Here is a 24043-nt window from a genome sequence, read left to right on the forward strand (position 1 = left end):
CAAACACGACACAACGAGAAGTTTTTCGGGGAGCCGTGATGCCGGTAAGGCCACCTTGAGGGCGTCAGACGCCCCCAAGGTGGCCTTACCGGCACCGCAGAACGCCGAGAATGTCCCGTTTGGCGGCTTGGTCGTGTCGTGGGGACCAGGCCCAGGGGCGGAAAATCGGCATGGTCAACAGGAATTACCCCGGAGTAGGGTGACCCGCATGGGTGCAGCGACGGCCACCGCGAAACAGTTCAAGACCGCGTTCGACTCGATTCACGCGTTCGGGTACTTCGCCCCGGAGCTCGAAGCGGCGTTCACCGCGGCGGGCCTGCGGCCGGGCCGGATGTGCTACTTCGCCGGCCGCTCGGCGCCGATGGGCGCGGTCGGGCCCGAGGTCGTGGCCGCCACCTTCTACAACTTCAACCCCGAGGTCATCGCCCGGCACATCCCGCGCGCCTGGACCCTCGCGACGCCGGAGCAGGTCGTCGCGGCCCGCTTCGAGGGCATCGACGCGGCGTTCACCCGGCTGCTCGGCGCCGAAGCCCTCGCGGCGGACGACATCGCCGAGGCGGCGGAACTCGCCCGAGAGGCCGCGTCGGCCTGCCGTCCGGAGGGCCGCGCGCTCTACGCCGGGCATACGAGCGTGCCCTGGCCCGACCGGCCGCACCTTATCCTGTGGCACGCGCTGACGCTCCTGCGCGAATACCGCGGCGACGGGCACATCGCCGCGCTCGTCCTCAACGGCCTCGGCGGGCTTCCCGCGCTGGTCACCCACACCGCCACCGGCAACGGCTTCCTCGCCGAGGCGGCCAAGAAGTCCCGCGGCTGGAGCGACGAGGAGTGGGCCGCCGCCGAGGCGGAACTGCGCGAAACCGGTGTCCTCGCGGCGGACGGGACGCTCACCGAGGCGGGCGAGGCCCTGCGCGAACGCATCGAGGTGGCCACCAACGCCGCCGCGGAAGCCCCGTGGACTCATCTCGGCCCGGAGAAGACCGCCCGGCTCGAAGAACTCTGCGCTGGAGTGGGCGAGCGAGTGGTCGCCGCGGGGGCGTTCCCGGCGGGTGTGTTCGCGACAGGCCGCCCCTGAACCGGTTTCTCACGCTATGTGGTGAAAGAGCGGGCACGCTTTGTGCGGGCAGTAACCGTTCCAGTGTTACGTCAAGATCGAGTTCGTCACCGGTCGGCCGCGAGGCCCTCACAGAGCGGACTCGCGCGACGGCGCCGAATGGGTCATGTCACACTGTCCGCGGCCCAGCAGGTCGACATTCGGCTCACCCAGCGTGAACAACAAACTCGCGTCCGGGTGAGTTCGTTCGCACACTACGAAATACGGGTGGCCGGGGTTAAACCCGGCGAGTCTTGCCACGATGATGGAGGGCGAGGAGTTTCCGTGTGAGAAGCCTGGCTCCAGCCCCGAGAGACAAGTCGACATCTACACAGCGCGCTTTGACCACTACCCCTCGTAACGCCATGATGTTGTTCGAAGTACCGCCGAAGCCAGAACCGCGCGGGCCCCACCGCGCACCGGGAGTAACGCGATGACCACCATGACCGCCTTCGAGACGCTGGCCGCCAACGGCGAACTCGGCACGGGCAACGTCCGTAACTGGCTGCTCGACAACATCATTCCCCTGGTGCTGCTCGCCGTCGCGCTCCTGCTGCTCTGGCTCGGCGGCGGCAAGGGGGACAACGCCGGCGTGATGCGCAGGCTCGCGGGTGTCGTCATCGCGCTCGCGATCATCGGACTCGCGGTCAGCGGTGCCGGCGTCAACGTGGGCAAGTGGATCTCCGGCCTGTTCACCGGCTGAGGCGGGCCCGGCGTGCGCATCAGGACGGATGACGAGGTCTACCGGGTCGACGCCGTATGGCTCGGCCCACCGAAAGCGACTTTTCCCTGGCGGGCCCGCTACGTCGCGTGGCTCATCGGGATCCCGGTCTTCCTGGTCGTGCTCACCGTCGAACGGTGGGCCGGATGGGGCTTCGGGTTCTTCTCCACGGCGTGGGCGTTCGTCGCCACGATCCTGATCACCAAGCTGATCACCGCCAAGATCAGCCACGAGCGCCCGCTGGGCGCGGTGGCCGCGATGGCGGCGCGCGAACTGACCACGCCGAGAGAGAAGACCACGGGCACGGGTGGCGCGGTCACCGCCAGCCGGGTCCGGGTGCGCGCCGAGCGTCCCCTGCCGAAGCACAAGCGGAGAAGGCGATACCAGCACCACGGCGGCACGGGCGCCCAGCACGTCACAGCACAGGGAACACCACGAGCGCGCCGGGGCCGTGCCGCGGTCCGGGCCGGGAGGTAGTCGTTGTTCGGTCGCGGCGGAAGCCGAGGAAAACGAGATCGGGACATGCCCACCGGCGCCTGGCAAACGCCGCAGCAACCCCGCTCACCGGGCGCCCAGCCCTCCGGCAAGGGCAGGCGGCTGCCCGGGGAACAGGCGATCCCGGCCTACACACCGTCGATCGCGGCACGCAGCATCGACGGCCACCTGCTGCGCACCGGGTTCGAGGTCTACGCCTGGTACCGGCTCGCGCCGCAGCGGTGGTCGTTCCGGTCGGATTCGCAGCGCCGTGACCTCATCGCCGCCATCGCGGGCCAGTACGCCGAGCTGCAGGGCCGCTGGCTGCACCTGCGGGTGACCAACCGGCCGTACCCGATCCGCATGTGGGCCGAGGCGCACGTGCACAACGCCGTCGGCAGGCCGGGAGACGTGCCGGGCGCGCTGTCGTTCGACGACTACCTCATCGGCGAGCAGCAGCAGCTCATGGGCCGTTCGATGGCCGAAAAAGAGGTCTACATCGGCGTCCAGGTGCAGACCCGGCGCATGGTGGACCGGGCGGTCGAACGCGCGGCCCCGGTGCTGCGCAAGATCCTCCCCGAAGCCGTCGACGCCGAGCTGTCCGCGCTGGACTCCGAGGTCGAGCACCTCGACCAGGTCATCGGGTCGGCCGGGCTGGAGGGCCGTCCGGTGCACGCCGAGGAGATGTCCTGGCTGATGCACCGCTCGTGCTCGCTCGGCCTGCCCGCCCCGCGCAACATGCCCGCCGTGCCGGGCGCCGCGTGGGAGCCGGAGGACCTCGCCAGCTTCACCGACGCGGCCGACTTCTACGCCGACCCGTACGCCCCGACGGTCACCGTCCGAGGCCGCACCGGCTCCAACGCCGGGGTGTCGCGGCATCTCGCGGTGCTCACCGTCGGGCAGATGCACGGGCTGCAGATCCCCGAGGTCGACGACCCGTGGGTGCAGCACGCCGACCGGCTGCCCGCCTCCGTGGAGGTGTCCGCGCGGATCTACGTCCGGCGCCCCGAAGAGGTGGCAGGCGAGCTGCAGCGCCAGATGAACAAGGTCCGCTCGCAGGTCAAGCACTACACCGACGAACACGAGCTGGAACCACCGCAATCGCTTGCGCGCCAGGCAGGGCGGGTGCTGGAGATCGACGACGAGATGACGTCGGGCTTCACCGCGCTCGCCACCCGCGTCTATTCGTGGTGGCGGATGGCGGTTTCCGGGCCGACCGAGCGGGACGCGCTGAAACTCGCCCAGCAGCTGCTGGACCTGTACAAGCCGAAGATCGCCATCGAGCATCCCGAGGCGCAGTACGCGATGGCGCGGGAGTTCATCCCGGGCGAACAGCTGGCTTCGGCCGCCTACAAACGGCGCGGCTCGGTCGTCTGGGCGGCCTCGTCGGTGCCGACCGCGACCGCCGAGGTGGGCGACCGCCGCGGCATCCTGCTCGGCGAGACCTGCACCGCGACCCGGCGCCCGGTGGCCTGGGACCCGTGGATGGCGCAGGAGATCCGCGACGGCTCCGGCCTGACCGCGATGGTCGCCGGGCTGGGTGGCGGCAAGTCGTTCCTCGGCGGCGGCATCGTCTACAAGACGTTCCGCGCGGGCGCGCACTGGACGATCCTCGACCCGTCGGGCCCGCTGTCGCGGCTGTGCGACCTGCCCGAGCTGCGGCCCTACGCGCGGCCGATCAACCTGCTCAACGCGCAGCCCGGCATCCTCAACCCGTACCGCGTGGTCGCCGAGCCGCTCATCGAGCACTTCATGGACGAGGACGACCCCGAGCGCTCGTGGCGCCGCGAGAAGGCCCTCGCGGGCGCGACGCGGCGTCGTCTGGTGCTGGACGTGCTCACCGGCGTCCTGCCCTACGAGGTCTCGCGGATGGCGCAGACCCGGATCGTGCTGCTGCGCGCGGTCCGCGCCGTCGGCGGCCGGTTCGACGCCGACCCCGGCCAGGTCATCGACGCGCTGCGCCGCGACTCCAGCGAGCACCACGAGCACGCCGTCGTCGTCGCGGACTTCCTCGACGAGATGCGCGAGCGGATGGCGCTGCTCATCCCGGAGACCGACGCCGACCCGTACTCCGAGACCCGCGACGACCGGCTGACCGTCCTCACCATGGCCGGGCTGACGCTGCCGAAGGACGGCGTGCCGCGCGAGTACTGGACGGACGCGGAGTCCCTCGGCGTCGAGATGCTGAACCTCGCCGCGTGGCTGACCCAGCGGTCGGTGTACGAAAAGCCGAAGGAACTGCGCAAGGGCGTCTGGATCGACGAGGCGTTCTTCCTGTCCGAAGTCCCGACCGGCCGTGTCCTGATGAACCGCTTCGCCCGTGACTCGCGGAAATGGAACGTCCGGGTGCTGCTGTCCTCGCAGATCCCGGCGGACTTCCTGAAGATCCAGGGCTTCGTGACCCTGCTGGACTCGGTGTTCGTCGGCCGTCTCGACGACGACGACGCGCAGGCCGACGCGCTGCGGCTGCTGAAGGTCCCGGTCGGCGTCGGCTACGAGCAAGTCGTCGCGGCTTTGGGGCGCCGCCCCGGGGCACAGCGGGGGATCGAACGCGACGTCGAGCCACGGCAGTTCATCTTCGGCGACGGAGCCGGTGGCGTGGAACGCATCCGCGTCGACTTCTCCGGCCCGCACCTGGACCACCTGCGCGGCGTCATGGACACCACGCCGGGCTCGCCGGACTCGAGGCCCAAGCCGGGCAAGGAAATCGTGGCCCCGAAGCTCGACGCCAAGGTCTACGTACCCGTACCACCGGAGGAGGACCCGGAGCTCGAGCAGGACTTCGAGCTGGCCGCCGAACTGGAGGTCGGCCTCACCGACGACGTCCTGCTGGGCTCGCCCGACCCGCTCGCCAGCGAAACCGGCGAGGTCGACGGCAGTGTCCACAGTGGAGCCTCGAACGGGAGCGCGAACGGCGAGGGCGGGAAGCACGCCCGGTCCGGGAGCGGCACCAAGGGCGGTCCTGGCAGGGATGCAGCGTGAACACCTTGATGACGCTGGCGTCTGTCCTCGCAGTCGCCGCCGGATGGCGCTGGCTGCGCCGGCCTACTACCAAGGAGGCCGAAAGTAAGCCGACCAGCAAGGCCAGCGGACCTGCGCGACTGCTTACTTTCGGTCGGATTGGTATCTACCGGCACAGCAAGGAAGGGCCTGCCAACGGCATGCGCTGTGGTCGTCGCGCCGCGGTGACCACGGCGGCGCTGATCATCGGCATGCAGATCGTGATCACCGCGCCCGCGAACGCAGCGGCCTGTGGTGAGCCGCCGAACCCGGAACGTCCCGGCGCGGGGCTGGTCGGCGCCGTCGATCCGCCGGAGGGCCACGGCGAGCCGGGAAGCGCCTACATCGACTACAGCTACGCCGGGCTGGTCTGGGACACCTTCCAGACCAACTGCACGCCGCTTGCCGGGCTGGCCTCGCCGAACTCGACCATCGACACCTGGGCGGGCAACCAGCTGTTCAACGTCGGCAAGAACATCGTCGGCGCCACCAACTCCCTGCACTACACGGTCCTGAACGGCGGGCTGCTCAACCCGATCTACTCGGCGGTGAAGTCCGGCGCGGAGAAGGTCTACAACAACATCTACGCGCAGCTGTTCGGGCTGGCCGCGCTGCTGCTGTCGATCATGCTGTTCCGCAACATCTGGCGCGGTGACCTCGCGGCGATCAGCAAACGGGCGCTCTACTCGCTGGCCGCCATCTGGCTCGCCGCGTCTTCGCTGGCGATGCTGCGGTACTTCGACCCGATCGACAAAGCCATCGTGCAGACCACGACGAACATTCAAGCCGGGTTCGTCGACGAGAACGAGAACCGGATCGTCCGGGACATCCTCCCCACGGACCTGCACACCCAGATCGTCTACAACAACTGGCTGCGGGGCGAGTTCGGCGATCCGAAGTCGCCGCAGGCCGAGCAGTTCGGCAGGCCGTTGCTGGACGCGCAGGCGTTCACCCGCAACCAGCTGGTCGCCGGGGACGACGGGAAACAGAACGTCGTCGACGCGAAGAAGGCCTCGTACAAGGACATCTCGACGAAGCTCGGCCCGGCCACCGGTTACTTCACCGGTGAGGACGGCAGCCGCACCGGGTCCGGTTTCCTCGCACTCGGCCAGAGCCTGGTGTACGCGCTGTTCCAGTTGCTCGCCAAGGCTTCTGTGCTGCTCGCGCAGGTGCTCATCCGGCTGTTCGCGCTGACCGCGCCGCTCGTCGGCCTGGTCGCGTTGCTGCATCCGGACATCCTGCGCCGCGTGCTCAAGGTCGCCGGCGGCGTCGCGTTCAACCTCGTCGTGCTGTCCGTGCTCGCGGGGGTGCACGCGCTGCTGCTGCAGGCGATCTTCGCGGCGGGCAGTGCGTTGTCATTGCTGACGCAGATGGTGCTCGCCGGGCTGGTGACCGTGTTGCTGTTCATGGTCGGGCGGCCGGTGCGGCGGCTGTGGCAGATGGTCGAGATGTCGGTCGGCATGGTCGGCGGCGCGGTGCCGACGCCCAGTGGCGGCCTCTTCTCCCGCTTCCGCAAGAACAAGGGCCCGACGCCGCAGGACGAGTTCTGGCAGAACGTGCGCGACACCGACGACGTCGTGGACGGCGAGGCCCGCGGGCCGATCGGCGCGACCGTCGGCGGCGGCCGGTTCCGGCCCGAGGCCACGGTTTTCGCCAACGCGCGGCGGCTGGACAACCACCGCCCGGCGGCGGCCTGGTCCGGTGCGCCGTGGCCGGGCGCGGTCACCGCGGGCGGCGGTGTCGCGGCGCTCCCGCCGGGTGGCGGCAGCGGCGCCCCGGCGTTCGGGCAGTACAACCCGCTCGTGGGCGCGCCGGGCGACTACGTCGTCACGGCGAGCGGAAACCGGGTGCTGCGCGAGGAAAGCCGCCGCGTCGACACCTCGCCCGTCGCGGACCGGCGCTGGAGCGACGAACCGGAGCCGGTGGTCGTGCCGTCGCGGATGACCTCGGCGAACCACGAGAGCGGCTACGGCACCGGCGACCACGCCGCGCCGGAGGCCGCGATGCCGGTCCAGCCGCCGCCGGGCGTGCGTGCCCAGCCGCGGCGGGTCGACCCCGAGGTCGTCGCCGGGAAACCGGTTTTCGTCCTGTACCGGCCGTCGCGCGGGCTCGAGGTCCGCGAGGAGCTGCGCGACACCGACCACCTTATGGGGCGGTGACCCATGCCGATCCGCACGAACCGCGGCCGCACCGCGGTCTACCGCCGCCTGTGGGGCTGGCCGCTGCGCTCGCCCCGGCACCTGATCGGCACGCTGGTGTTCCTGGCCATCATGCTGACCGCGCTGGGCATCGTGCTGCCGAAGGTCATCGGGCGTCCCGCGTCCGCGGCGGGCGGGCCGGACGGGACGTCGGCCTCGGCCACTCCCGGCCCCGGCCTCGCCGTGCCGCCGCCCGCGACGTCGACGCTGCCCACCCGGCTGACCGGTCCGCAGGCCACGCCGTCCACGGCCCCGCCGAGCCAGGACGCGGTCAAGGTCGCGAAGGAATGGGCCACCGCGTGGGTCAAGCACCCGAACGGGATCACGAACGCGCAGTGGCTGGAGGGCTTGCGCCCTTACACCACCGACGAATACCTGCCGGTGATGTCCACTGTGGACCCGGCCAACATCCCGGCGACGAAGGTCACCGGTGAACCCGCTGTCACGACGTCGTACACCAGCTCGATGAAGCTGGTGGTCCCCACCGACGGTCCGAAACTGTCCATCACCGTGGTGAACTCTCCCATGGGCTGGCGGGTTTCGGACTACGACCAGGCGAGCTGAGCACCGATGCGTCTGGGGCTTCTCGTCGGCGCGCTGATCGTCGCGGTGTTCACCGCGGTGGTCACCACCAGCACCGTGGCCAAGGTCGTGTCCGACCAGCAGGAGGCCGCGGCCAAGGGCGTCGTCAACACCAGTTGCGACGCCTCGCTCGGCCCCACCCAGCCGGGCACGGGCGACGGCTCGACCGACGCGAGCAAGCTCAACGAGGAGCAGCGCGGGGTCGTCGCTCAGATCATCGCGATCGGCAAGCAGCGCAACCTCGCGCCGCGCGCGTGGCAGGTCGCGATCCAGGCGGGCATGACGGAGTCGGGCCTGCGCAACCTCAGCTACGGTGACCGCGACTCGCTCGGCATCTTCCAGATGCGCCCGTCGATGAACTGGGGCTCGGTCGCCGAGGTCACCAACGTCCAGTACGCGATCAACAAGTTCTTCGACGTGCTGAAGGCGGTGCCGGACTGGGAAAACCGGCGTCCCGGCGACGCCGCGCAGGCCGTGGAGCGCTCCGGCTTCCCCGACCGCTATCACAAGTGGGAGCCGATGGCGGCGCACCTGGTGCAGAACCTCGGCCAGGTCACCGACGTCTCCGGCTGCGGCCAGGGCATGGGTGCGCTGGTCCCGGCCAGCCAGGCCGCCGCGCAGGCGATCAAGTTCGCGCTCGGCGAGCAGGGCAAACCGTACCTCTGGGGCGGCAACGGCCCGGACGCCTGGGACTGCTCGGGGCTGATGAAGGCCGCCTACAAGTCCGCCGGGATCGTCCTCCCGCGCGTGGCGTCGGACCAGTACAAGGCGGGCGCGATGATCCCGGTGAAAAACGCGCAGCCCGGTGACCTGGTCTTCCTCGCCACCGACATCGCGGACCCGGTGACCATCCACCACGTCGCGATGTACCTGGGCGACGGCAAGATCGTCGAGGCACAGCAGGACGGCGTGCCCGTGCACATCCGGCCGTTCAAGTTCACCGAGGCCGAAGTCGTCCCGCAGGCTGTCCGACCCGGCGTTTAGCATGGTCTGCGGAGCCACGGGCTCTTGACACCCGACCGGGGTGAACGGTAACGCCTGGCACGCGTCAGGCCCGGAACAGCGTGAGCGGGGCCGATTCACCCGACGTCGCGGCCAACTCCATCGGCGCGCGGCCGCGCACTGACAGAGGATGAAGACGTGGCACGGAAATTCGGCAAGCGAGGCAGGACGCCAGGGACCACCGGCGCCAGCCAGGACCCGAGGACGCTGTTCGGCGCGCCGCAGCCGCCGACGCAGCAGCGTCCCGCCTCCAGCACGCCGCTGGCCGACCAGCTGAACCAGGGCTGGCCGGGCGTCGACGCGGGCTACGTCGTGCTGCCGCGTTCGCTCGCCGAGAACATGTCGCTGCCCTGGCAGCAGCAGATGGCCGCGCTACTGGCGCAGTTCCACCACGAGAACGCGCGGCTCGCGTGGCCGATCTACCGCGTGGTGCCTTCGCGGTACGAAAAGCTCGTCGACTTGGACGAGGAGCAACTGGCCGAAGCCGGGTATCTCGTCGAAATGGACGCCGACGGCGAGATGACCTATCGCGAGCGCAGCGGGCGCAAGGTCGCGGACCCGGACAACACCACTGTCCTGGTGTCCTGTCTGGACCCGATCCCCAAGCCCGCCGGGCACCAGGCCGTCCCCGAGGAGGCGGCCATGGTCGATCCGGACCGGGGCCGCGCGCCCGCACCGATGAACATCGGTCCGGCACCGGTCTGGCGGACCGTGCCCCAGCCTCCCGGCCCCCAGCCGCCTGGTGGAGTGGCGCCTGGTTCATCGACCGCAGGTGCACCGACGCCCGGTGCCCAGCAGCCGGGCGCCCAGCCGCCTGCCGCGCCGACGTCCGGTGCTTCGGTGCCTGGGCCGCAGTCAGCCGGGCCGCAGTCGCCGGGTACGCCTACACCGGGTGCGCCGACGGCCGGGCCGCAGCCGCCGGGCGGGCCCCAGGCCGGGGCACAGCCGCCGCGGCCGCCCGTTGCCCAGCAGCAGGAAACCCCGCCGCAGCCGCCCTTTCCCGCCGAGCAGCCGTCCGCGCCGACGTTGCCACCCCAGGTCTGGGGCGCGCCCGCCGAGCCGACCGCCGGTCCGCAGTGGACGGCGGCCATCTCGTCCGCGGCGGCTTCACCTGCTCCCGCTCCCGCCGAGGCCGCATCGGAAGGCCCGGCTCAGCAGCAGGCCGAACCCGTCGCGCCGGCTCAGCCGGAATCCCAGCCCGGTCCGAGCCTCGGGCCGGACCAGACGCAGCCGGTCGCCGACAAGGTCGTGCGCGAAGCGGACACGGGTGCTGATCAGTCCACTGCGGATACCGAGGCAGCCGCTGTCCCGGAGAACGACGCCGCCGCGCCGGAAGAGCCTGCCGAACAGGGGAAGGAACCGTCCTCAGAGGACGATTCCCCGGCCGCCCCGGAACCGGGTGCTCAAGCCACACCGGTGAAGGACGACTCCCCACATGGCTGGGCACAGCCCGGACCCACTGCGCAGGGTGCCTCGCCGTTCGGCGAAACCGGCGCGGGACCCGCCGTTTCCCAGCCTGGCCAGCCTTCGGCCGGTGATACCGAGCCATCCGGCGCCGAAGCGGCGCCCACGCGGAACGACGCCCCCTCGTCCAGCACGAGCGCACCGCCGCCCAACCCCGGCGCGGCGGCATCACCGGAGGTGCCGCCCATGGGCTGGGTGACCAGGTCGGATCCGGCGGCCCCTGCCTCGACGACTCCGGCCGAAGGCGCGTCGGAGACCACTGCGGCTCCGTACGGCGGAGCGGCGGAGCCGCCCGCGCCAGGTTCGGCCGCGACGAGCACCGGCACACCGCTCCCGGTCTTCCCCAGCAGGGAACCCGGGTACCCGGAGCCGCCCGCGCGGCCGCACAATCCCGCGTTGCCGGTCTTCCCCGGTCAGGGCTCCGCGCCGGTCCCGCCCACGGTGCCCCCGGCGTCGGATCTGCCGGTCTTCCCCGGCCGCGAATCCACGCCGGTGCTCCCGCCCTCGTCACCGGTCCCGCCGCCCCCTGGCACGCCGCCGCCCGGCCTGCCCCAGCCGTCGGCCACGCGGCCGCCGCTGCCGCAGCCGTCGAACAGCGGCCCCGGTACGCCGCCGGGTGGCGAACGCGGCTGGTTCGACGAGTTCCAGAACGCGCGGGAAAACGCGCCGGAGCCCGACTCCGGCGAATTCGGTCCGACCGGGAACCCGACCGAGATTCCGTACCGCTACCGCCGGTGAACGCGGCGGGTGGTTCACCGTGACAGCGGACTTCGCCGGTGTCACGCTTGAACCATGGCTAACGACCCGAACCCGGATCCGGGCTGGTACTACAACACCCGCACGAACGAGGTCGAACACCTCGACCGCAGTCGCGGCGCCGACCTGCTCGGCCCTTACCCGGACGAGGCGACCGCTCGCCGCGCCCTCGAAATCGCCCGCGAACGCACCCGCGCGGCCGACGCCGCCGACGCCGCCTGGAACGACGACTGACCTCGCTCCAGCCCCTCCGGCAGGAGCAAGGGACCTTTGCTATCGCCGGAGAGGAGCAAGGGACCTTTGCTAACGTCCGTGAGCAAGCCAACTATTAGCGTGCTCACCAACGCAAGCAAAGGTCCCTTGCTCCGCCAGTCAGGCAGGCGACGGGCTCAGGCGTCCTGCGTGGCCAGCGACGGCGGGGCGAGCACGAAGCCGGGGTCGACCTGCTCGGCGAGGTCGGCGCCGGCACGGCCGCTGCCCCAGGCACGCGCGTTGCGCAGGTGGAACTCGATACCTTGGCGCTGGTAGCGCGCCCAGTCCCGCCGCTCGGCGTCCACGGTCGCGAGCATGGTGTCGAGGGTCCGCAGGTTGTGCGATTCGAGTTCGCCGATCGGCCGCGCGGTGCCCCGTTCGGCGGCGCGCACGTGCCGTGAGTTCTCCAGCCAGCCCAGCAGGGCCTCGCCGACCTGCTCGCGCAGGAAGTCCACGTCCTCGGCGTCGGTCACCTTGTTCCCGACCACCACGAGCCGCACCCCGAAATCGCGCGCGTAGTCCGCGTACTGCCGGTACACCCCGACACTGCGGACGGTCGGCTCGCACACCAGGAATGTCACGTCGAAGCGGGTGAACAGGCCCGAAGCGAACGCGTCGGCCCCGGCGGTCATGTCCATGACGACGTATTCGCCTTCGACGTCGACCATGTGGTTGAGCAGCAGTTCGGCCGCGCCGACCTTGGAGTGGTAGCAGGCCACGCCCAGATCGTCCTCGTCGAACTGGCCCGTGACGCCGAGCCGCACTCCGCCGAGTTCGCGGAAGCAGGCTTCGGTGATCGGGTTGTCCTCGAACGGCGTGACGAGCCGCGAGCCACGGCCGGGCGGCGTGGTCTTGATCATCGCCGCGACGTCGGGGATGCGCGGATTGTCCCCGCGCAGGTACTCCTTGATCAGCGCCATGTTGTCGCCCAGCGTCGGCCAGGCCAGCGCTTCCTCCTCGGTCGCGCCCAGCGCCACCGCGAGGTGCTGGTTGATGTCGGCGTCGATCGCCAGTACCGGCTTGCCGGTGGCGGCGAGGTGCGCGACGAACAGGGACGAGAGGGTGGTCTTCCCACTGCCGCCCTTGCCGACGAACGCGATCTTCACGGCCGGATCCCTTCTGAAGATGGTATCGGTTTTCATTACAGGCACGGTTAACGTACACCCAACCGGCCGCACCCGAACGAGCGATCAAGGCACCCGGTGCGGGATAGTGTTGTGTGGTGCCTCCACTCGTGATCAGGACACATGCGGCCGGAGGGGATTTCGCCCGCCTCCGGGCGGAGTTCGTGCTGCCGGAGGCGTTCGGCCCGGACGTCCTCGCCGAGGCCGAGGCCGCCGTCCTCGATCCGCTCGCCTCCGCCGGGGAGCGGGAGGACGCCACGCATCTTCCCTTCGTGACCATCGATCCGCCGGGCTCGAAGGATCTCGACCAGGCCATGGTCATCGAGCGCACCCGCCGCGGGTTCCGCGTGCACTACGCGATCGCCGACCTCGCCGCGTTCGTCCCGCCCGGTGGTGCGCTCGACCGCGAGTCGCGCCGTCGCGGCCAGACGATGTACCTGCCCGACGGCAACGTCCCGCTGCACCCGCCGGTGCTGTCCGAGGGCGCCGCGAGCCTGTTGCCCGGCGAGATCCGGCCCGCGGTGCTGTGGACGATCGAGACCGACGAGACCGGTGAGCTGACGTCGACGCGGGTCCGCCGCGCGCTGGTGCGGTCCACCGAGCAGTTCGACTACGAGACCGTCCAGGCCGCGCTCGACGCCGGCACCCCGCATCCTTCGGTCGCGGCGCTGCCCGAGATCGGCCGGGCGCGCCGGGAGCTCGCGATCCGGCGCGGCGCGGTCGAGCTGCAGCTGCCCGAGCAGGAGATCAACGGCGATCCCGACGGCGGCTGGGCCCTTGCCCAGCGCCCCCGCAACTCCGTCGAGGGCTGGAACGCCGAGATCTCGCTGCTCACCGGCATGGCCGCCGCGGAGATCATGATCGGGGCCAGGGTCGGGGTGTTGCGGACGTTGCCCGATCCCGACGGCACCGCCGTCGAGTGGCTGCGTCGCTCCGCCGACGCGCTCGGCATCGCCTGGCCGGAGGCGACGACGGTTTCGGAGTTCCTGGCCACGCTCGACCCGGGGAAGCCCGCGTCGATGGCTCTCTACACCGACACGACGCGTCTGCTGCGCGGCGCCGGGTACACCGCTTTCGACGGGGAGCTGCCCGCGCTGACCACGCACGCCGGGATCGGCGGTGCCTACGCGCACGTGACCGCGCCGATCCGGCGGCTGGTCGACCGGTTCGCGACGGAGATCTGCCTCGCCGTCACCGCGGGACGCGAGGTGCCGGACTGGGTGCGGGCCGCGCTGGGCGAGGTGCCCGAGCTGATGACCGCGTCCGATCTGCTCGCCGCGAAGGTCGAACGCGCCTGCATCGACCAGGTCGAGGCGTGGGTGCTCGCCGAGCGCGTCGGTGGCGAGTTCAGCGCGGTCGTGCTGCGTGCCGAGGAGACCAGGGCCGAGATCCTGGTGGAGGATCCGCCGGTGATGGCGAAGTGCGCGGGGGAGAAGTTCCCCGAGGGTGAGCGGATCGCCGTCCGGCTGACCGCGGTCGACGTCGAGAAACGGAAGGTGTCGTTCGAGCGGGCATGAGCGAGGTGGCATGAGACTCGAACTGTTCGACGATCTCGGGGAGACGGTCCCGCTCGAGGGGCCGCCGTCCCGTGTCGTGTCACTCGTCCCCTCGCTGACCGAAGCCGTCGAGGTGAGCGCGCCGGGCTTGCTGGCGGGGGCGACCGACTACTGCACGCACCCGTCCACTTTGGACGTTCCACGGGTCGGCGGCTCCAAGTACCCGAAGCTGGACCGCGTCCTGGACCTGCGGCCGGATCTCGTGCTGGCCAACTCGGAGGAGAACCGCCCCGAGGACGTGGCGCGGCTGCGTGCCAACGGGATCCCGGTGTGGGTGATGGCGGCCGCCGCGACGGTGCCCGCCGCGCTCGGCTCGCTGCGCCGCGTCCTCACCCAGGCCTACGGGCTCGACGAACCGGACTGGCTGGTCGAGGCCGAGGAGATCTGGCGTGAGGTCGCGCCCGTCCGGTTCCACGCCGTGGTGCCGGTGTGGCGGAAGCCGTGGATCGTGCTCGGCCGCGAGACCTTCGGGGGCGACGTTCTGCGCCGGGTCGGCGTCGCCAACGTCTACGACCGCGATCCGGAACGCTATCCGCGACCGGACCTCGGCGAGCTCCGCGCCCGGTTCGACACCGAGGCCGACCTGCTCGTGCTGCCCGACGAGCCGTACGAGTTCGCCGCCGACGACGGGCCGGAGGCGTTCCCAGGAGCGCCGTACGTGCTGGTCTCCGGCCGCCACCTCACGTGGTACGGCCCCTCGCTGGTCGACGCCCATGCCGCGCTGACTCAAGCCCTCCAAGGTCTCTGAAGCCCCCGAAAGACACCTCTGACCTGCGGAAGAAGAGCAAGGGACCTTTGCTAACGTTCCTTAGCGCACTAATCGATCGTGCACCACCGGACGCAAGCAAAGGTCCCCCGCTCCTCCTCCGGACGCCGTTAAGGCCACCTTGCGGGCATCGGACGCCCATAAGGTGGCCTTGACGGCATGCTCCCCGAGGATCAGAGCGTCAGGCCGGTCAGCACCGTGACGCGCTCTTCGGTGAAGTCGGCCATCGCCGACGCCGGGCCCTCCCGCCCGACGCCGGAGTCCTTGACCCCGCCGTAGGGCATCTGGTCGGCCCGGAAGCTCGGCACGTCGCCGACCAGCACGCCCCCGACGCGCAGGCGCGCCGAGACGTCGAACGCGGTCGGCAGGTCGCGGGTGAACACGCCCGCCTGCAGCCCGAACCGCGAGTCGTTGATCAGCCGCACGCCCTCGTCCACCGATTCGACCCGCGTCAGCGACACGACCGGCCCGAACACCTCCTCGGCCATCACCGACGCGTCCTCCGGCACGCCCGCGAGCACCGTCGGCTCCACGGTCGCGCCGTCGCGGGAGCCACCCAGGAGCAGCGAGCCGCCGGCCGCGACCGCGTCGGAGACCCACGATTCCACCCGCGAAGCGGCGGCCGTGTTGATCAGCGGCCCGACGTCGACGCCGTCCGAGCGCGGGTCGCCGGTACCCAGCGCGCGCACCTGCTCCAGCACCTTCTCCTGAAGCGCGTCGAAGACGTCCGCGTGCGCGTACACGCGCTGCACCGAGATGCACGACTGGCCTGCCTGGTACATCGCGAACGTCGCGATCCGCTGCGCCGCGAAGTCCAGGTCCGTCCAATCGGGACAGACGAGCACGGCCGCGTTCCCGCCCAGTTCCAGCGCGACGTGCTTGCGCGGCACACTGTCGCGGATGCCCCAGCCGACCGGTACCGAGCCGGTGAACGACACGACCGGCAGTCGCGGGTCGGCCACCAGCGCGGCTGCGGCTTCGTTGTCCGTCGGCAGAATCGACCAGCTCCCGGCCGGAAGGTCGGTCGATGCCAGGATTTCGCCGAGTGCCAGCGCGGTCAGCGGCGTCGCAGGCGCGGGCTTGAGCACGATCGGCGCACCGACCGCGATCGCCGGCGCGACCTTGTGCGCCACCAGGTTCAGCGGGAAGTTGAACGGCGTGATGCCCAGCACCGGGCCACGCGGCAGGCGCCGGACGAGCGCGAGCCGCCCGGTACCGCCGGGGTCGGTGTCCAGCCGCTGCAATTCGCCGGAGAAACGCCGTGCCTCCTCGGCCGCCCACCGGAACGTCGACACCGCGCGCCCGACTTCGCCGCGCGCCCACTTCAGCGGCTTCCCGGACTCGGCGGTGATCAGCTGAGCCAGCTCTTCGGACCGCTCACCCAGAGTTCGGGACACGTGGTCCAACGCGCCGGCCCGGACGTGCGCGGGCAGCGTCGCGAACTCCTCGGCGACGTCGTGCGCGGCTTGCACCGCCGTCTCGATGTCCGAAGAGGACGGTACGAAGTGGACTCCGGCTTCGCTGTCGTCGAAGGAATGCCGGACGACGGCGGTCGCGTCGCTCGTCACCGGCTTCCCGGCGACCCAGAACGGAACAGTTGTGCTCATCGGGAGGCCTCCAGACGAATGGCGTATTCGAGAACGGAAAGACCCTCGTCGAGCAGGTCGTTCGACAGCGAAAGCGGCGGAAGCAGCCGGACGACATTGCCGTACGTGCCGCAGGTCAGCACCACGACACCGGCCGCGTGGCAGGTCTTCGCGATGCGCTGGGTCGCTTCGGCGTCCGGCTCGTTCGTACCGGGCTTGACGAATTCGGCCGCGAGCATCGCGCCGCGTCCGCGGACGTCGCCGATGAGGCCGGTTTCCGCCGCGAGCGCGCGCAGCCGGGGGAGCACCGCGTCTTCGATGCGCCGCGCCGATTCGGCGAGGTTCTCGTTCCGCATGGTCTCGATCGAGCCGAGGGCGGCGGCACACGCGATCGGGTTACCGCCGTAGGTGCCGCCGAGCCCGCCCGGCGCGACGGCGTCGAGCAGTTCGGCGCGGCCGGTCACCGCGGCGAGCGGCAGCCCGCCCGCGATGCCCTTCGCCGTGGCGACGAGATCCGGCACTACCTCTTCATGCGAAGACGCGAACCATTCGCCGGTTCGGCAGAACCCGGTCTGCACCTCGTCGGCGATGAAGACGACACCGTTCTCGGTGCACCATCGCGAAAGCGCGGGCAGGAATCCCGGTGCGGGCTCGATGAACCCGCCCTCGCCCTGGATCGGCTCGATGACCACGGCCGCGACCTGGTCGCCGCCGATCTGCTTGGCGATCCGGTCGATCGCGATCCGCGCCGCCTCCTCGCCGGACAGGCCGTCGCGGTACGGGTACGAGCCCGGCACGCGGTAGATCTCCGGCGCGAACGGGCCGAAGCCGTGCTTGTACGGCACGGATTTCGCGGTCAGCGCCATCGTGAGGTTGGTGCGGCCGTGGTAGGCGTGGTCGAACACGACGACGGCTTGGCGGCCAGTGGCGACGCGGGCGATCTTCACCGCGTTCTCCACCGCTTCGGCGCCCGAGTTGAACAGCACCGACTTCTTCGCGTGGTCGCCGGGCGTGAGTTCCGCCAGCGCCTCGCACACCTCCACGTAACCCTCGTACGGGGTAACCATGAAGCACGTGTGGGTGAACCAGCACGCCTGCTTGCGGACGCGGTCCACCACGGCGGGCGCGGAGTGGCCGACGCTGGTCACCGCGATCCCGGAGCCGAGGTCGATCAGCACGTTGCCGTCGGCGTCGGTGAGCAGGCCGCCGCTGGCCGAGGTGATGTAGGCGGGCAGTACGGAGCTGACGCCGGCGGCGACCGTGGCGGCGCGACGTTCCTGCAGCTCACACGAGGCGGGGCCGGGGATCTCGGTGCGCAGTCTGCGTTGCTGGGGCGCCGGTGCCTGGGGCCCGGCCTCGGTGACGGTCACGGCTGAACTCCTGCGTCGCGGGGATGGGGGGCGCCCTCAGCATGGGACCGCGACGGCCCGGCGTCAGCAGGCCGAACTGTCCAATTCCCGAGTTAGAATTGGACACTATGGCACTGACCCTGCGCGACCTGGCCGCCGAGCGCTCCCTCGGCCTGCGGGTGCTGGCCGGGGAAGCCGCGCTCGACCGCCCGATCGGCTGGGTGCACCCCACCGAGCTGATCGATCCGCAGGCCTTCCTCGAAGGCGGTGAACTCCTGCTGACCACGGGCCTCGCGCTGGACGAGCGGACGTCGCCCGCCTACGTCCGCGGGCTGGTCGACGCGGGTGTCGCCGGGGTCGGCTTCGGGGTCGGGCTGAGCCACGGGCAGGTGCCGCGCGCGCTGGTCGGCACCGCCGCCGAGGTCGGGCTACCGCTGCTGGAAGTGCCGAAGCGGACGCCGTTCATCGCGATCACCCGCGCCGTCTCCCGTGCGGTCGCCGCCGACGAGTACGCCGCGCTGGTCCGCACCGGGCGCGGACAGCAGGAGCTGACTCGCACAGCGGTCGGGAAGTCCGGGGTGGGCGGGGTCGTGCGCAAGCTGGCGCGGCTTGTCGACGGCTGGGTGGTGCTCTTCGACGCCTCGGGCACGGTCACCGAGGCCGCTCCGGCGTCGGCTCGCGGGCACGTCGAAGGCCTGCGCGGCGAGCTGGAACACCTCCGAGCGGGCACGCGGCTGACGGTGCTGGGGGAGTACGAGGTCGCGCTGCAGACGCTCGACACCAGGACACGCGGGGTCCTGGCGGTAGGCACCGAGGGGCCGCTCGACACCGCGGGGCAGCACATCGTCAACACCGCGGTGTCCCTGCTTTCCCTTGCTCTGGAACAGAATCGAGCGCAGAGCGCGGCGCTGCGCGACCTGCGCACCGGACTGGTCGAGCTGCTCGCCCAGCGACAGAATGCACTCGCTCTCGGCGTGATGACCACGGTGTGGGGTGGCGCGCCGGAGCCGCCTTGGTCGGTGCTGGCTTTCGTCGGCCCGCTCGCCGCGCGGCGAGCGTTGCACGACACTCTCGACGCCGACACCGTCGCCGAGGACGTGTTCTTCGCGCATTCGGGGTCCGCGGTACTGGTCTTCGGGGCAGCGCGCCAAGAGGATCAGGTGCTCGCAGCCGCGGCGCGGATCGGCGGCCTGCACGGCGGGCTCGTCGAGAAAGTGTCCCTTGTGGACTTCGCGACCGTGGCGGAACAGGCCACGCACGCGGCATCGTCGGCCCAGGAGCAACGGGTCCCGCTCGTCCGGTACGCCGAACACGTCGGCGCCGGACTGCTGGAGCTGGTCGAACCTGGGGTGGCGCAAGCGTTTGCGGCCAGGGCGCTCACTCCGTTGCGGCGGCACGACGAGACCGGGCGTGGCGACCTCGTCGAATCGCTGCGCTGCTGGCTCGAACACCACGGGCACTGGGACAACGCCGCCACGCGCCTCGGCGTCCACCGGCACACCCTGCGCAACCGGATGCGAAAGGTCGAGGAGCTCACCGGCCGCTCCTTGGACTCCCCAGGCGTGCGCGCCGAACTCTGGCTCGCCCTCCAGCTGGGCTGAAGGGGACCTTCGTCTCGCCGGATGAGCTGAAGGGGACTTTCGTCGCGTGCGACGCGAGGAAAGTCCCCTTCAGCCCACGCGGTTCCGGAACCCGTCCGTGGCCTCGCGAAGCGCCGCCAGCACCCCGGGATCGTTCACCGCGTGCCCGGCGCCTTCGAGCAACCGCAGCTGCGAGCCTGGCCACGCACGATGCAGCGCGTACGCCGTGGCGGGCGGGCAAACGGCGTCGTAGCGGCCCTGCACGATGACGCCGGGGATGCCCGCGAGCTTGCCGGCGTCGCGGATGAGCTGCCCTTCTTCGAGCCAGGCGCCGTGGCTGAAGTAGTGCAGGGCGAGGCGCGCGAAGGTCAGCGCGAACTTCGGGTCCGAGTACTGACGGACGAAGGATTCCTGGGGGAACAGGGAAACCGTCGCCCCCTCCCAGACGCTCCAGGCGAGCGCGGCGCGTTCGCGCACCGCGGGGTCGGGGTCGTAGACGAGTTCCGCGTACGCGGCGAGCGGATCGTCACGGCGCTCCTCGGGCACCGGCGCCAGGAAGTCTTCCCATTCCTTCGGGAACAGGTTCGCCGCGCCGCCCCCGTAGAGCCAGTCGAGTTCGCCGCGCCGGACCGTGAACACGCCGCGCAGCACCATTTCGCTGACCCGGTCGGGATGTTTCTGCGCGTAGGCGAGGGCGAGCGTCGCGCCCCACGAACCACCGAAGACCTGCCACCGGTCGATGCCGAGGCGTTCCCGCAGCAGTTCCATGTCCGCGACCAGATGCCACAGGGTGTTCGTGGCCAGATCGACGTCGTCCTCGCCGATGTGCGGGGTGCTGCGCCCGGCGCCGCGCTGGTCGAACAGGACGATCCGGTAGACCTCGGGGTCGAAATGCCGCCGGGTCAGCGGCGCGATCCCGCTGCCGGGGCCACCGTGCAGCACCACGACCGGCTTGCCGTCCGGGTTGCCCGCCTGCTCGCAGTGGATCCGGTGGCCGTCGCCGACGTCGAGCAGGCCCTGCGCGTGCGGGGCCAGCGGCGGATAGAGATCGTCCATGGCCTCACTGTGCCCGAGATGGGCGGTGAGACGAAGGGTGGGGGCCCGCCCCCGCCGCCGGGCTGAGCGGGCCCCCGGTCTTCGATCGCGTCAGCACGCGGGCGTCGGGGTGACGTTCGCGAATCCCTTGCCGGCGTTGGTCGCCTTGTTGCTCGCGCAGACCTTGGTGGTGGCCTGGGCGGCCTTCACCACGTAGTAGCCATAGGCGGACGGCGCCTGCGGATCGGAGACGTTGCCGGAGAAGGTGTTGTTCTGTCCCCAACCGTCCAGCTGGACGTGCACCTCGAAGCCGCCGTACTCGGCGTCGTGCACGAACACCTTGCTGCCCTTGTTGTCGGCGATCACGTAGTTGTTGCCCTTGACGTCGACGAAGCTGTCGGCGTAGTTCTCGCCGCTCTGGCCGGTGCCGTCGAAGGTGTTGCCCCGCAGCTCGCCGCCGGTGGTGCCCTCTTTGACGTCGATCGCCTCGGCGCGGACGTTCGGGCCAATCCTGTTCTTCAGTGCCTTGTTGCGGTCACTGCGGTCGGGCTGCCCGCCCGGCCAGTTGCTCTTGGCGGACCCGAAGTAGACGCCCTCGCCGTAGCCGCCGTACTCGCGGCCGGTGTCGCTGATTTCGTTGTTCTGCACGACGTTGTCTGTACTGCCGTGCTGGAAGTGGATGGCCTCGTGCCCGATCCCGGACACCTTGAGACCGTCGACCACCGTGTTGTGCACTCCCAGTGCCATCACGCCCTTCTGCCCACCGGTGACCGAGAACCCGGACAGCGTCCAGTAGCTGCCGGTGAGTTCGAGCGTGCGGCCACCCGAGGCCGACAGCACGGCGGTGCGCGGGCCGGTCAGCGTGATGCGGCCGCTCGCGGTCCCGCTGCGATCCGCCTTGAAGTTGCCGGTGAACGTGGTGTTCGCGGCGAGTTCGATCGTCGTTCCAGGGGACACTGCAGACAGTGCCTTCTTCAGTTCCGCGGAGTTCGCGACCTTGACCGTCGCGGCGGACGCGGCCGGGGTGAGCAGGGACAGTAGTACGACGGTTCCTGCCGTGGTGGCCAGAATCCGCTCACGAACACGCATCTCGTTCCTCCACTTCGAGGGGCGAAAAGGTCGGTCTCGCGGCGTGTCGTAGACGCTAGGTCACCCGCCGAACGAGAGTCAAGTACGTGTTTTGAATTCATGTATGTGAACAATGGGACGAGTCATGGCGGGGTGGGGGTCTTGCCGTGGGTTAACACGGTGCTCGGTACTTTCTTTTCGGGGAATTGTCCTGATGCATATCGGAGAGGCCCGGAATGTCCGCGGTTACCTATGTCGAGTCGATTGTCGTCGGCGCTTTGCAAGGGGTGTCGGAATTGTTTCCGGTGTCCAGTCTCGGGCACAGCATCCTGCTGCCCGCGCTGGTCGGCGGGCAATGGGGCCAGGATCTGAGCATCGGCAAGGATTCGCCGTACCTCGCCGTGCTCGTCGCGATGCACGTAGCGACCGCGCTCGCGCTCGTGATCTTCTTCCGGCGCGACTGGGTGCGGATCATCGCCGGGCTGTGGACATCGGTCCGGCACCGCGAGATCCGCACGGCCGACCAGCGGCTCGCCTGGTTGCTCGTGCTGGCCACGATTCCGGTCGGGGTCGCGGGGTTGCTGTTCGAGGGACTGCTGCGCGACTTCCTCGGCAAGCCCGTCCCGGCCGCCATCTTCCTCACGCTCAACGGCGGCGTGCTCTACGCGGCGGAGCGCTTCTCCCGGCCCCGGAAGGCCGAGGTGCCTGCGGTTTCGCGGTCCGAGGAGACGGTCGACTTCTCCGCCGAGGACACCATGGTGATGCGGGCCGTCTCGGTCGAGCAGGCCTCCGACGCCCGCCTGTCGAAGCTGCGTATCGGTGAGGCGATGCTCATCGGCTCGGCCCAGATCCTGGCGTTGTTCCCCGGGATCAGCCGCTCCGGCATCACCATGGTCGCCGGGCTGCGGCGCGGGCTGAACCACGAGGACGCCGCGCGGTTCGCCTTCCTGCTCGCGACGCCGGTGATCCTCGCCGCCGGGGTGCTGAAGATGCCCTCGCTGTTCCGGCCGGAGAACCAGGCATCGCTCGGGCCCGCGCTCGTCGGCAGTGTCGTCGCCGGAATCGCGTCGTACATCGCTGTCCGTTTTCTGGTGAAATACTTTGAAACGCGTACTTTGACACCGTTCGCCATTTACTGTGTGGTTGCCGGAATCGGCAGCTTGATCTTTTTCTCGATCTGAACCCGGTGTGTCCAGCAGATGAATAGTAGCCGACACTGGGGTATCGATATCGCAGCGAATTCCGTGCTCGAGCCGCTCACCGGTGGCCGGATGATGACGGCCTGGACCCTGGACGTCCCGGCCGTTCTCGTCGTGCTCGTCCTCGCGGTGCTGTACCTGCGCGCCGTCCGGCGTCAGTCGGCCTGGCCGCCGGGGCGCACCGCGGCGTTCCTCGCCGGGCTGGCCACGATCGTGTTCGTCACCTGCTCGTTCCTGGCGGTGTACGACACGACGTTGTTCTGGGTGCGCGCGGTGCAGAACATCGTGCTGCTGATGGTGACGCCGCTGCTGCTCGCGCTGGGCGCGCCGATCACCCTGCTGCTGCGCGCCGCGCCCGCTCCGATCGTGGCCGGGCTAAGTCGCTTCGGCCGCGGCCGTTTCGCGCGAGCGCTGACGTTCCCGCTCGTGGTCACCGCGATGCTGGCGGCGCCGCCCCTGCTGATCTACCTGACCCCGCTGTACGAGCTGACGCTGGACTCGTCCATTGTGGACGCCCTGGTCCGGCTGTTGCTGGTGCTCGCGGGTTTCGGCTACTTCTGGACGCGGATCCAGCTCGACCCGACCCCGCGCGACGACTCGCATCTGGTGTCGGTGTGGATCTCGCTGGCCGAGGTCATCCTCGACGGCGCGCTCGGCCTCGTCCTCTGGCTGGGCCCGCTGCTCGCGCCCGCACACTACGACGCGCTGCACCGGACCTGGGGCCCGGAGCCGAGGACCGACCAGATCATCGGCGCCGGCGTGCTGTGGATCGGTGGCGACCTGGCGGGCCTCCCGTTCGTCGGCGCCCTGATCGTCCGCTGGGCGCGCGACGACGAGCGCCGCGCCCGCGAGGTCGACGCACGACTGGACGAGGAGGCCGCCACGGGCGAGGCGCCGTCGAGCGGCCTGTGGTGGGAGAACGACCCGGCGCTCGCGGAGAGGTTCCGCCGTCGATGACACCCCCGCCGTCGCTGGGGGAGCGTCACCGGAGGAGCAAGGGACCTTTGCTATCGCCGGAGAGGAGCGAGGGACCTTTACTCACGTCGCTTAGTGCACTAATCGTTGGTGTGCTCAAGGACGTTAGCAAAGGTCCCTTGCTCTCTTTTCGCAGGTCAGGACGCTCCGTGGGGGCCTCCTTAAGGGACCCGGAGTCCCTCAAGGAGGGCCCCCCCCGCCCCCCCCCCACACGTGGAAACAGTGGACCGGCCCGGGGAAAAGCCCCCCCGCCCCCCCGCCGC

At 70.5% G+C, this 24043-nt stretch carries 19 protein-coding genes; 14 read left to right on the forward strand and 5 right to left on the reverse strand.

All coding sequences use genetic code 11. The annotated features are described in order from the left end of the window. The first annotated feature begins 208 nt into the window (after positions 1–208). The 9 genes from ACFWY9_RS41385 (at position 209) to ACFWY9_RS41425 (ending at position 11524) form a co-directional block, all read left to right on the forward strand. Positions 209–1075 carry a hypothetical protein gene (locus ACFWY9_RS41385; RefSeq protein WP_378330113.1) on the forward strand — a complete coding sequence of 289 codons (867 nt, stop codon included), beginning with the start codon at positions 209–211 and terminating at the stop codon, positions 1073–1075. 451 nt (positions 1076–1526) lie between these two features. Further along, the gene (locus ACFWY9_RS41390) at positions 1527–1796 is read left to right on the forward strand and encodes a hypothetical protein (protein WP_378330112.1); all 270 of its coding nucleotides are present in this window, start codon (positions 1527–1529) and stop codon (positions 1794–1796) included. 12 nt (positions 1797–1808) lie between these two features. After that, positions 1809–2291 (forward strand): hypothetical protein, encoded by a 483-nt coding sequence (locus tag ACFWY9_RS41395; RefSeq protein WP_378330111.1) that lies wholly within the window; start codon positions 1809–1811, stop codon positions 2289–2291. A gap of 3 nt (positions 2292–2294) precedes the next feature. Beyond that, positions 2295–5270 (forward strand): ATP-binding protein, encoded by a 2976-nt coding sequence (locus tag ACFWY9_RS41400; protein WP_378330110.1) that lies wholly within the window; start codon positions 2295–2297, stop codon positions 5268–5270. Further along, complete coding sequence (locus ACFWY9_RS41405; protein WP_378330109.1) at positions 5267–7447, forward strand: magnesium transporter; 2181 nt, start codon at positions 5267–5269, stop codon at positions 7445–7447. Before ACFWY9_RS41400 ends, ACFWY9_RS41405 begins: the two co-directional genes overlap by 4 nt. A 3-nt stretch (positions 7448–7450) precedes the next feature. Beyond that, positions 7451–8050, forward strand: coding sequence for a hypothetical protein (locus ACFWY9_RS41410; protein ID WP_378330108.1), 600 nt, complete (start codon positions 7451–7453; stop codon positions 8048–8050). A gap of 6 nt (positions 8051–8056) precedes the next feature. Then, complete coding sequence (locus ACFWY9_RS41415) at positions 8057–9052, forward strand: C40 family peptidase (RefSeq protein WP_378330107.1); 996 nt, start codon at positions 8057–8059, stop codon at positions 9050–9052. Positions 9053–9208: 156 nt separating this feature from the next. Further along, on the forward strand, positions 9209–11272 hold the full coding sequence (locus ACFWY9_RS41420; protein WP_378341452.1) for a hypothetical protein: 2064 nt from the start codon (positions 9209–9211) through the stop codon (positions 11270–11272). A 54-nt stretch (positions 11273–11326) separates the two neighbouring features. After that, on the forward strand, positions 11327–11524 hold the full coding sequence (locus tag ACFWY9_RS41425) for a hypothetical protein (RefSeq protein WP_378330105.1): 198 nt from the start codon (positions 11327–11329) through the stop codon (positions 11522–11524). A gap of 155 nt (positions 11525–11679) precedes the next feature. Here ACFWY9_RS41425 and ACFWY9_RS41430 read toward each other — a convergent pair whose 3' ends face one another. Further along, the gene (locus ACFWY9_RS41430) at positions 11680–12648 is read right to left on the reverse strand and encodes an AAA family ATPase (RefSeq protein WP_378330104.1); all 969 of its coding nucleotides are present in this window, start codon (positions 12646–12648) and stop codon (positions 11680–11682) included. A 128-nt stretch (positions 12649–12776) separates the two neighbouring features. Between ACFWY9_RS41430 and ACFWY9_RS41435 the strand changes: the two genes are divergently transcribed. Both ACFWY9_RS41435 and ACFWY9_RS41440 read left to right on the forward strand, forming a co-directional pair. Then, positions 12777–14183, forward strand: a complete 1407-nt coding sequence (locus ACFWY9_RS41435) for an RNB domain-containing ribonuclease (protein ID WP_378341460.1) — start codon at positions 12777–12779, stop codon at positions 14181–14183. Between the two features lie 10 nt (positions 14184–14193). After that, on the forward strand, positions 14194–14970 hold the full coding sequence (locus tag ACFWY9_RS41440; RefSeq protein ID WP_378341453.1) for a helical backbone metal receptor: 777 nt from the start codon (positions 14194–14196) through the stop codon (positions 14968–14970). Between the two features lie 191 nt (positions 14971–15161). On the opposite strand, the gene ACFWY9_RS41445 is transcribed toward ACFWY9_RS41440, so the two are convergent. Further along, complete coding sequence (locus ACFWY9_RS41445; RefSeq protein ID WP_378341454.1) at positions 15162–16595, reverse strand: aldehyde dehydrogenase family protein; 1434 nt, start codon at positions 16593–16595, stop codon at positions 15162–15164. Beyond that, positions 16592–17944 (reverse strand): 4-aminobutyrate--2-oxoglutarate transaminase, encoded by a 1353-nt coding sequence (gabT, locus tag ACFWY9_RS41450; RefSeq protein WP_378341455.1) that lies wholly within the window; start codon positions 17942–17944, stop codon positions 16592–16594. Before gabT ends, ACFWY9_RS41445 begins: the two co-directional genes overlap by 4 nt. A 107-nt stretch (positions 17945–18051) precedes the next feature. On the opposite strand from gabT, the gene ACFWY9_RS41455 reads away from it, so the two are divergent. Further along, on the forward strand, positions 18052–19524 hold the full coding sequence (locus tag ACFWY9_RS41455; protein WP_378341456.1) for a PucR family transcriptional regulator: 1473 nt from the start codon (positions 18052–18054) through the stop codon (positions 19522–19524). Between the two features lie 69 nt (positions 19525–19593). Here the strand turns inward: ACFWY9_RS41455 and pip are convergent, their stop codons facing one another. Continuing rightward, positions 19594–20559, reverse strand: a complete 966-nt coding sequence (gene pip / locus ACFWY9_RS41460; RefSeq protein ID WP_378341457.1) for a prolyl aminopeptidase — start codon at positions 20557–20559, stop codon at positions 19594–19596. Positions 20560–20649: 90 nt separating this feature from the next. Beyond that, positions 20650–21627, reverse strand: coding sequence for a hypothetical protein (locus tag ACFWY9_RS41465; RefSeq protein ID WP_378341458.1), 978 nt, complete (start codon positions 21625–21627; stop codon positions 20650–20652). Between the two features lie 215 nt (positions 21628–21842). On the opposite strand from ACFWY9_RS41465, the gene ACFWY9_RS41470 reads away from it, so the two are divergent. Beyond that, positions 21843–22787: an undecaprenyl-diphosphate phosphatase gene (locus ACFWY9_RS41470; protein ID WP_378341459.1), complete on the forward strand. Its 945-nt coding sequence runs from the start codon at positions 21843–21845 to the stop codon at positions 22785–22787. Between the two features lie 93 nt (positions 22788–22880). After that, entirely contained in the window at positions 22881–23762 is an 882-nt protein-coding gene (locus tag ACFWY9_RS41475) for a cytochrome c oxidase assembly protein (protein WP_378330125.1), read from the forward strand. Positions 23763–24043: the final 281 nt, after the last annotated feature.

Origin of the sequence: Amycolatopsis sp. NPDC059027, from assembly GCF_042739735.1 — a bacterium.
Classification (GTDB): domain Bacteria; phylum Actinomycetota; class Actinomycetes; order Mycobacteriales; family Pseudonocardiaceae; genus Amycolatopsis.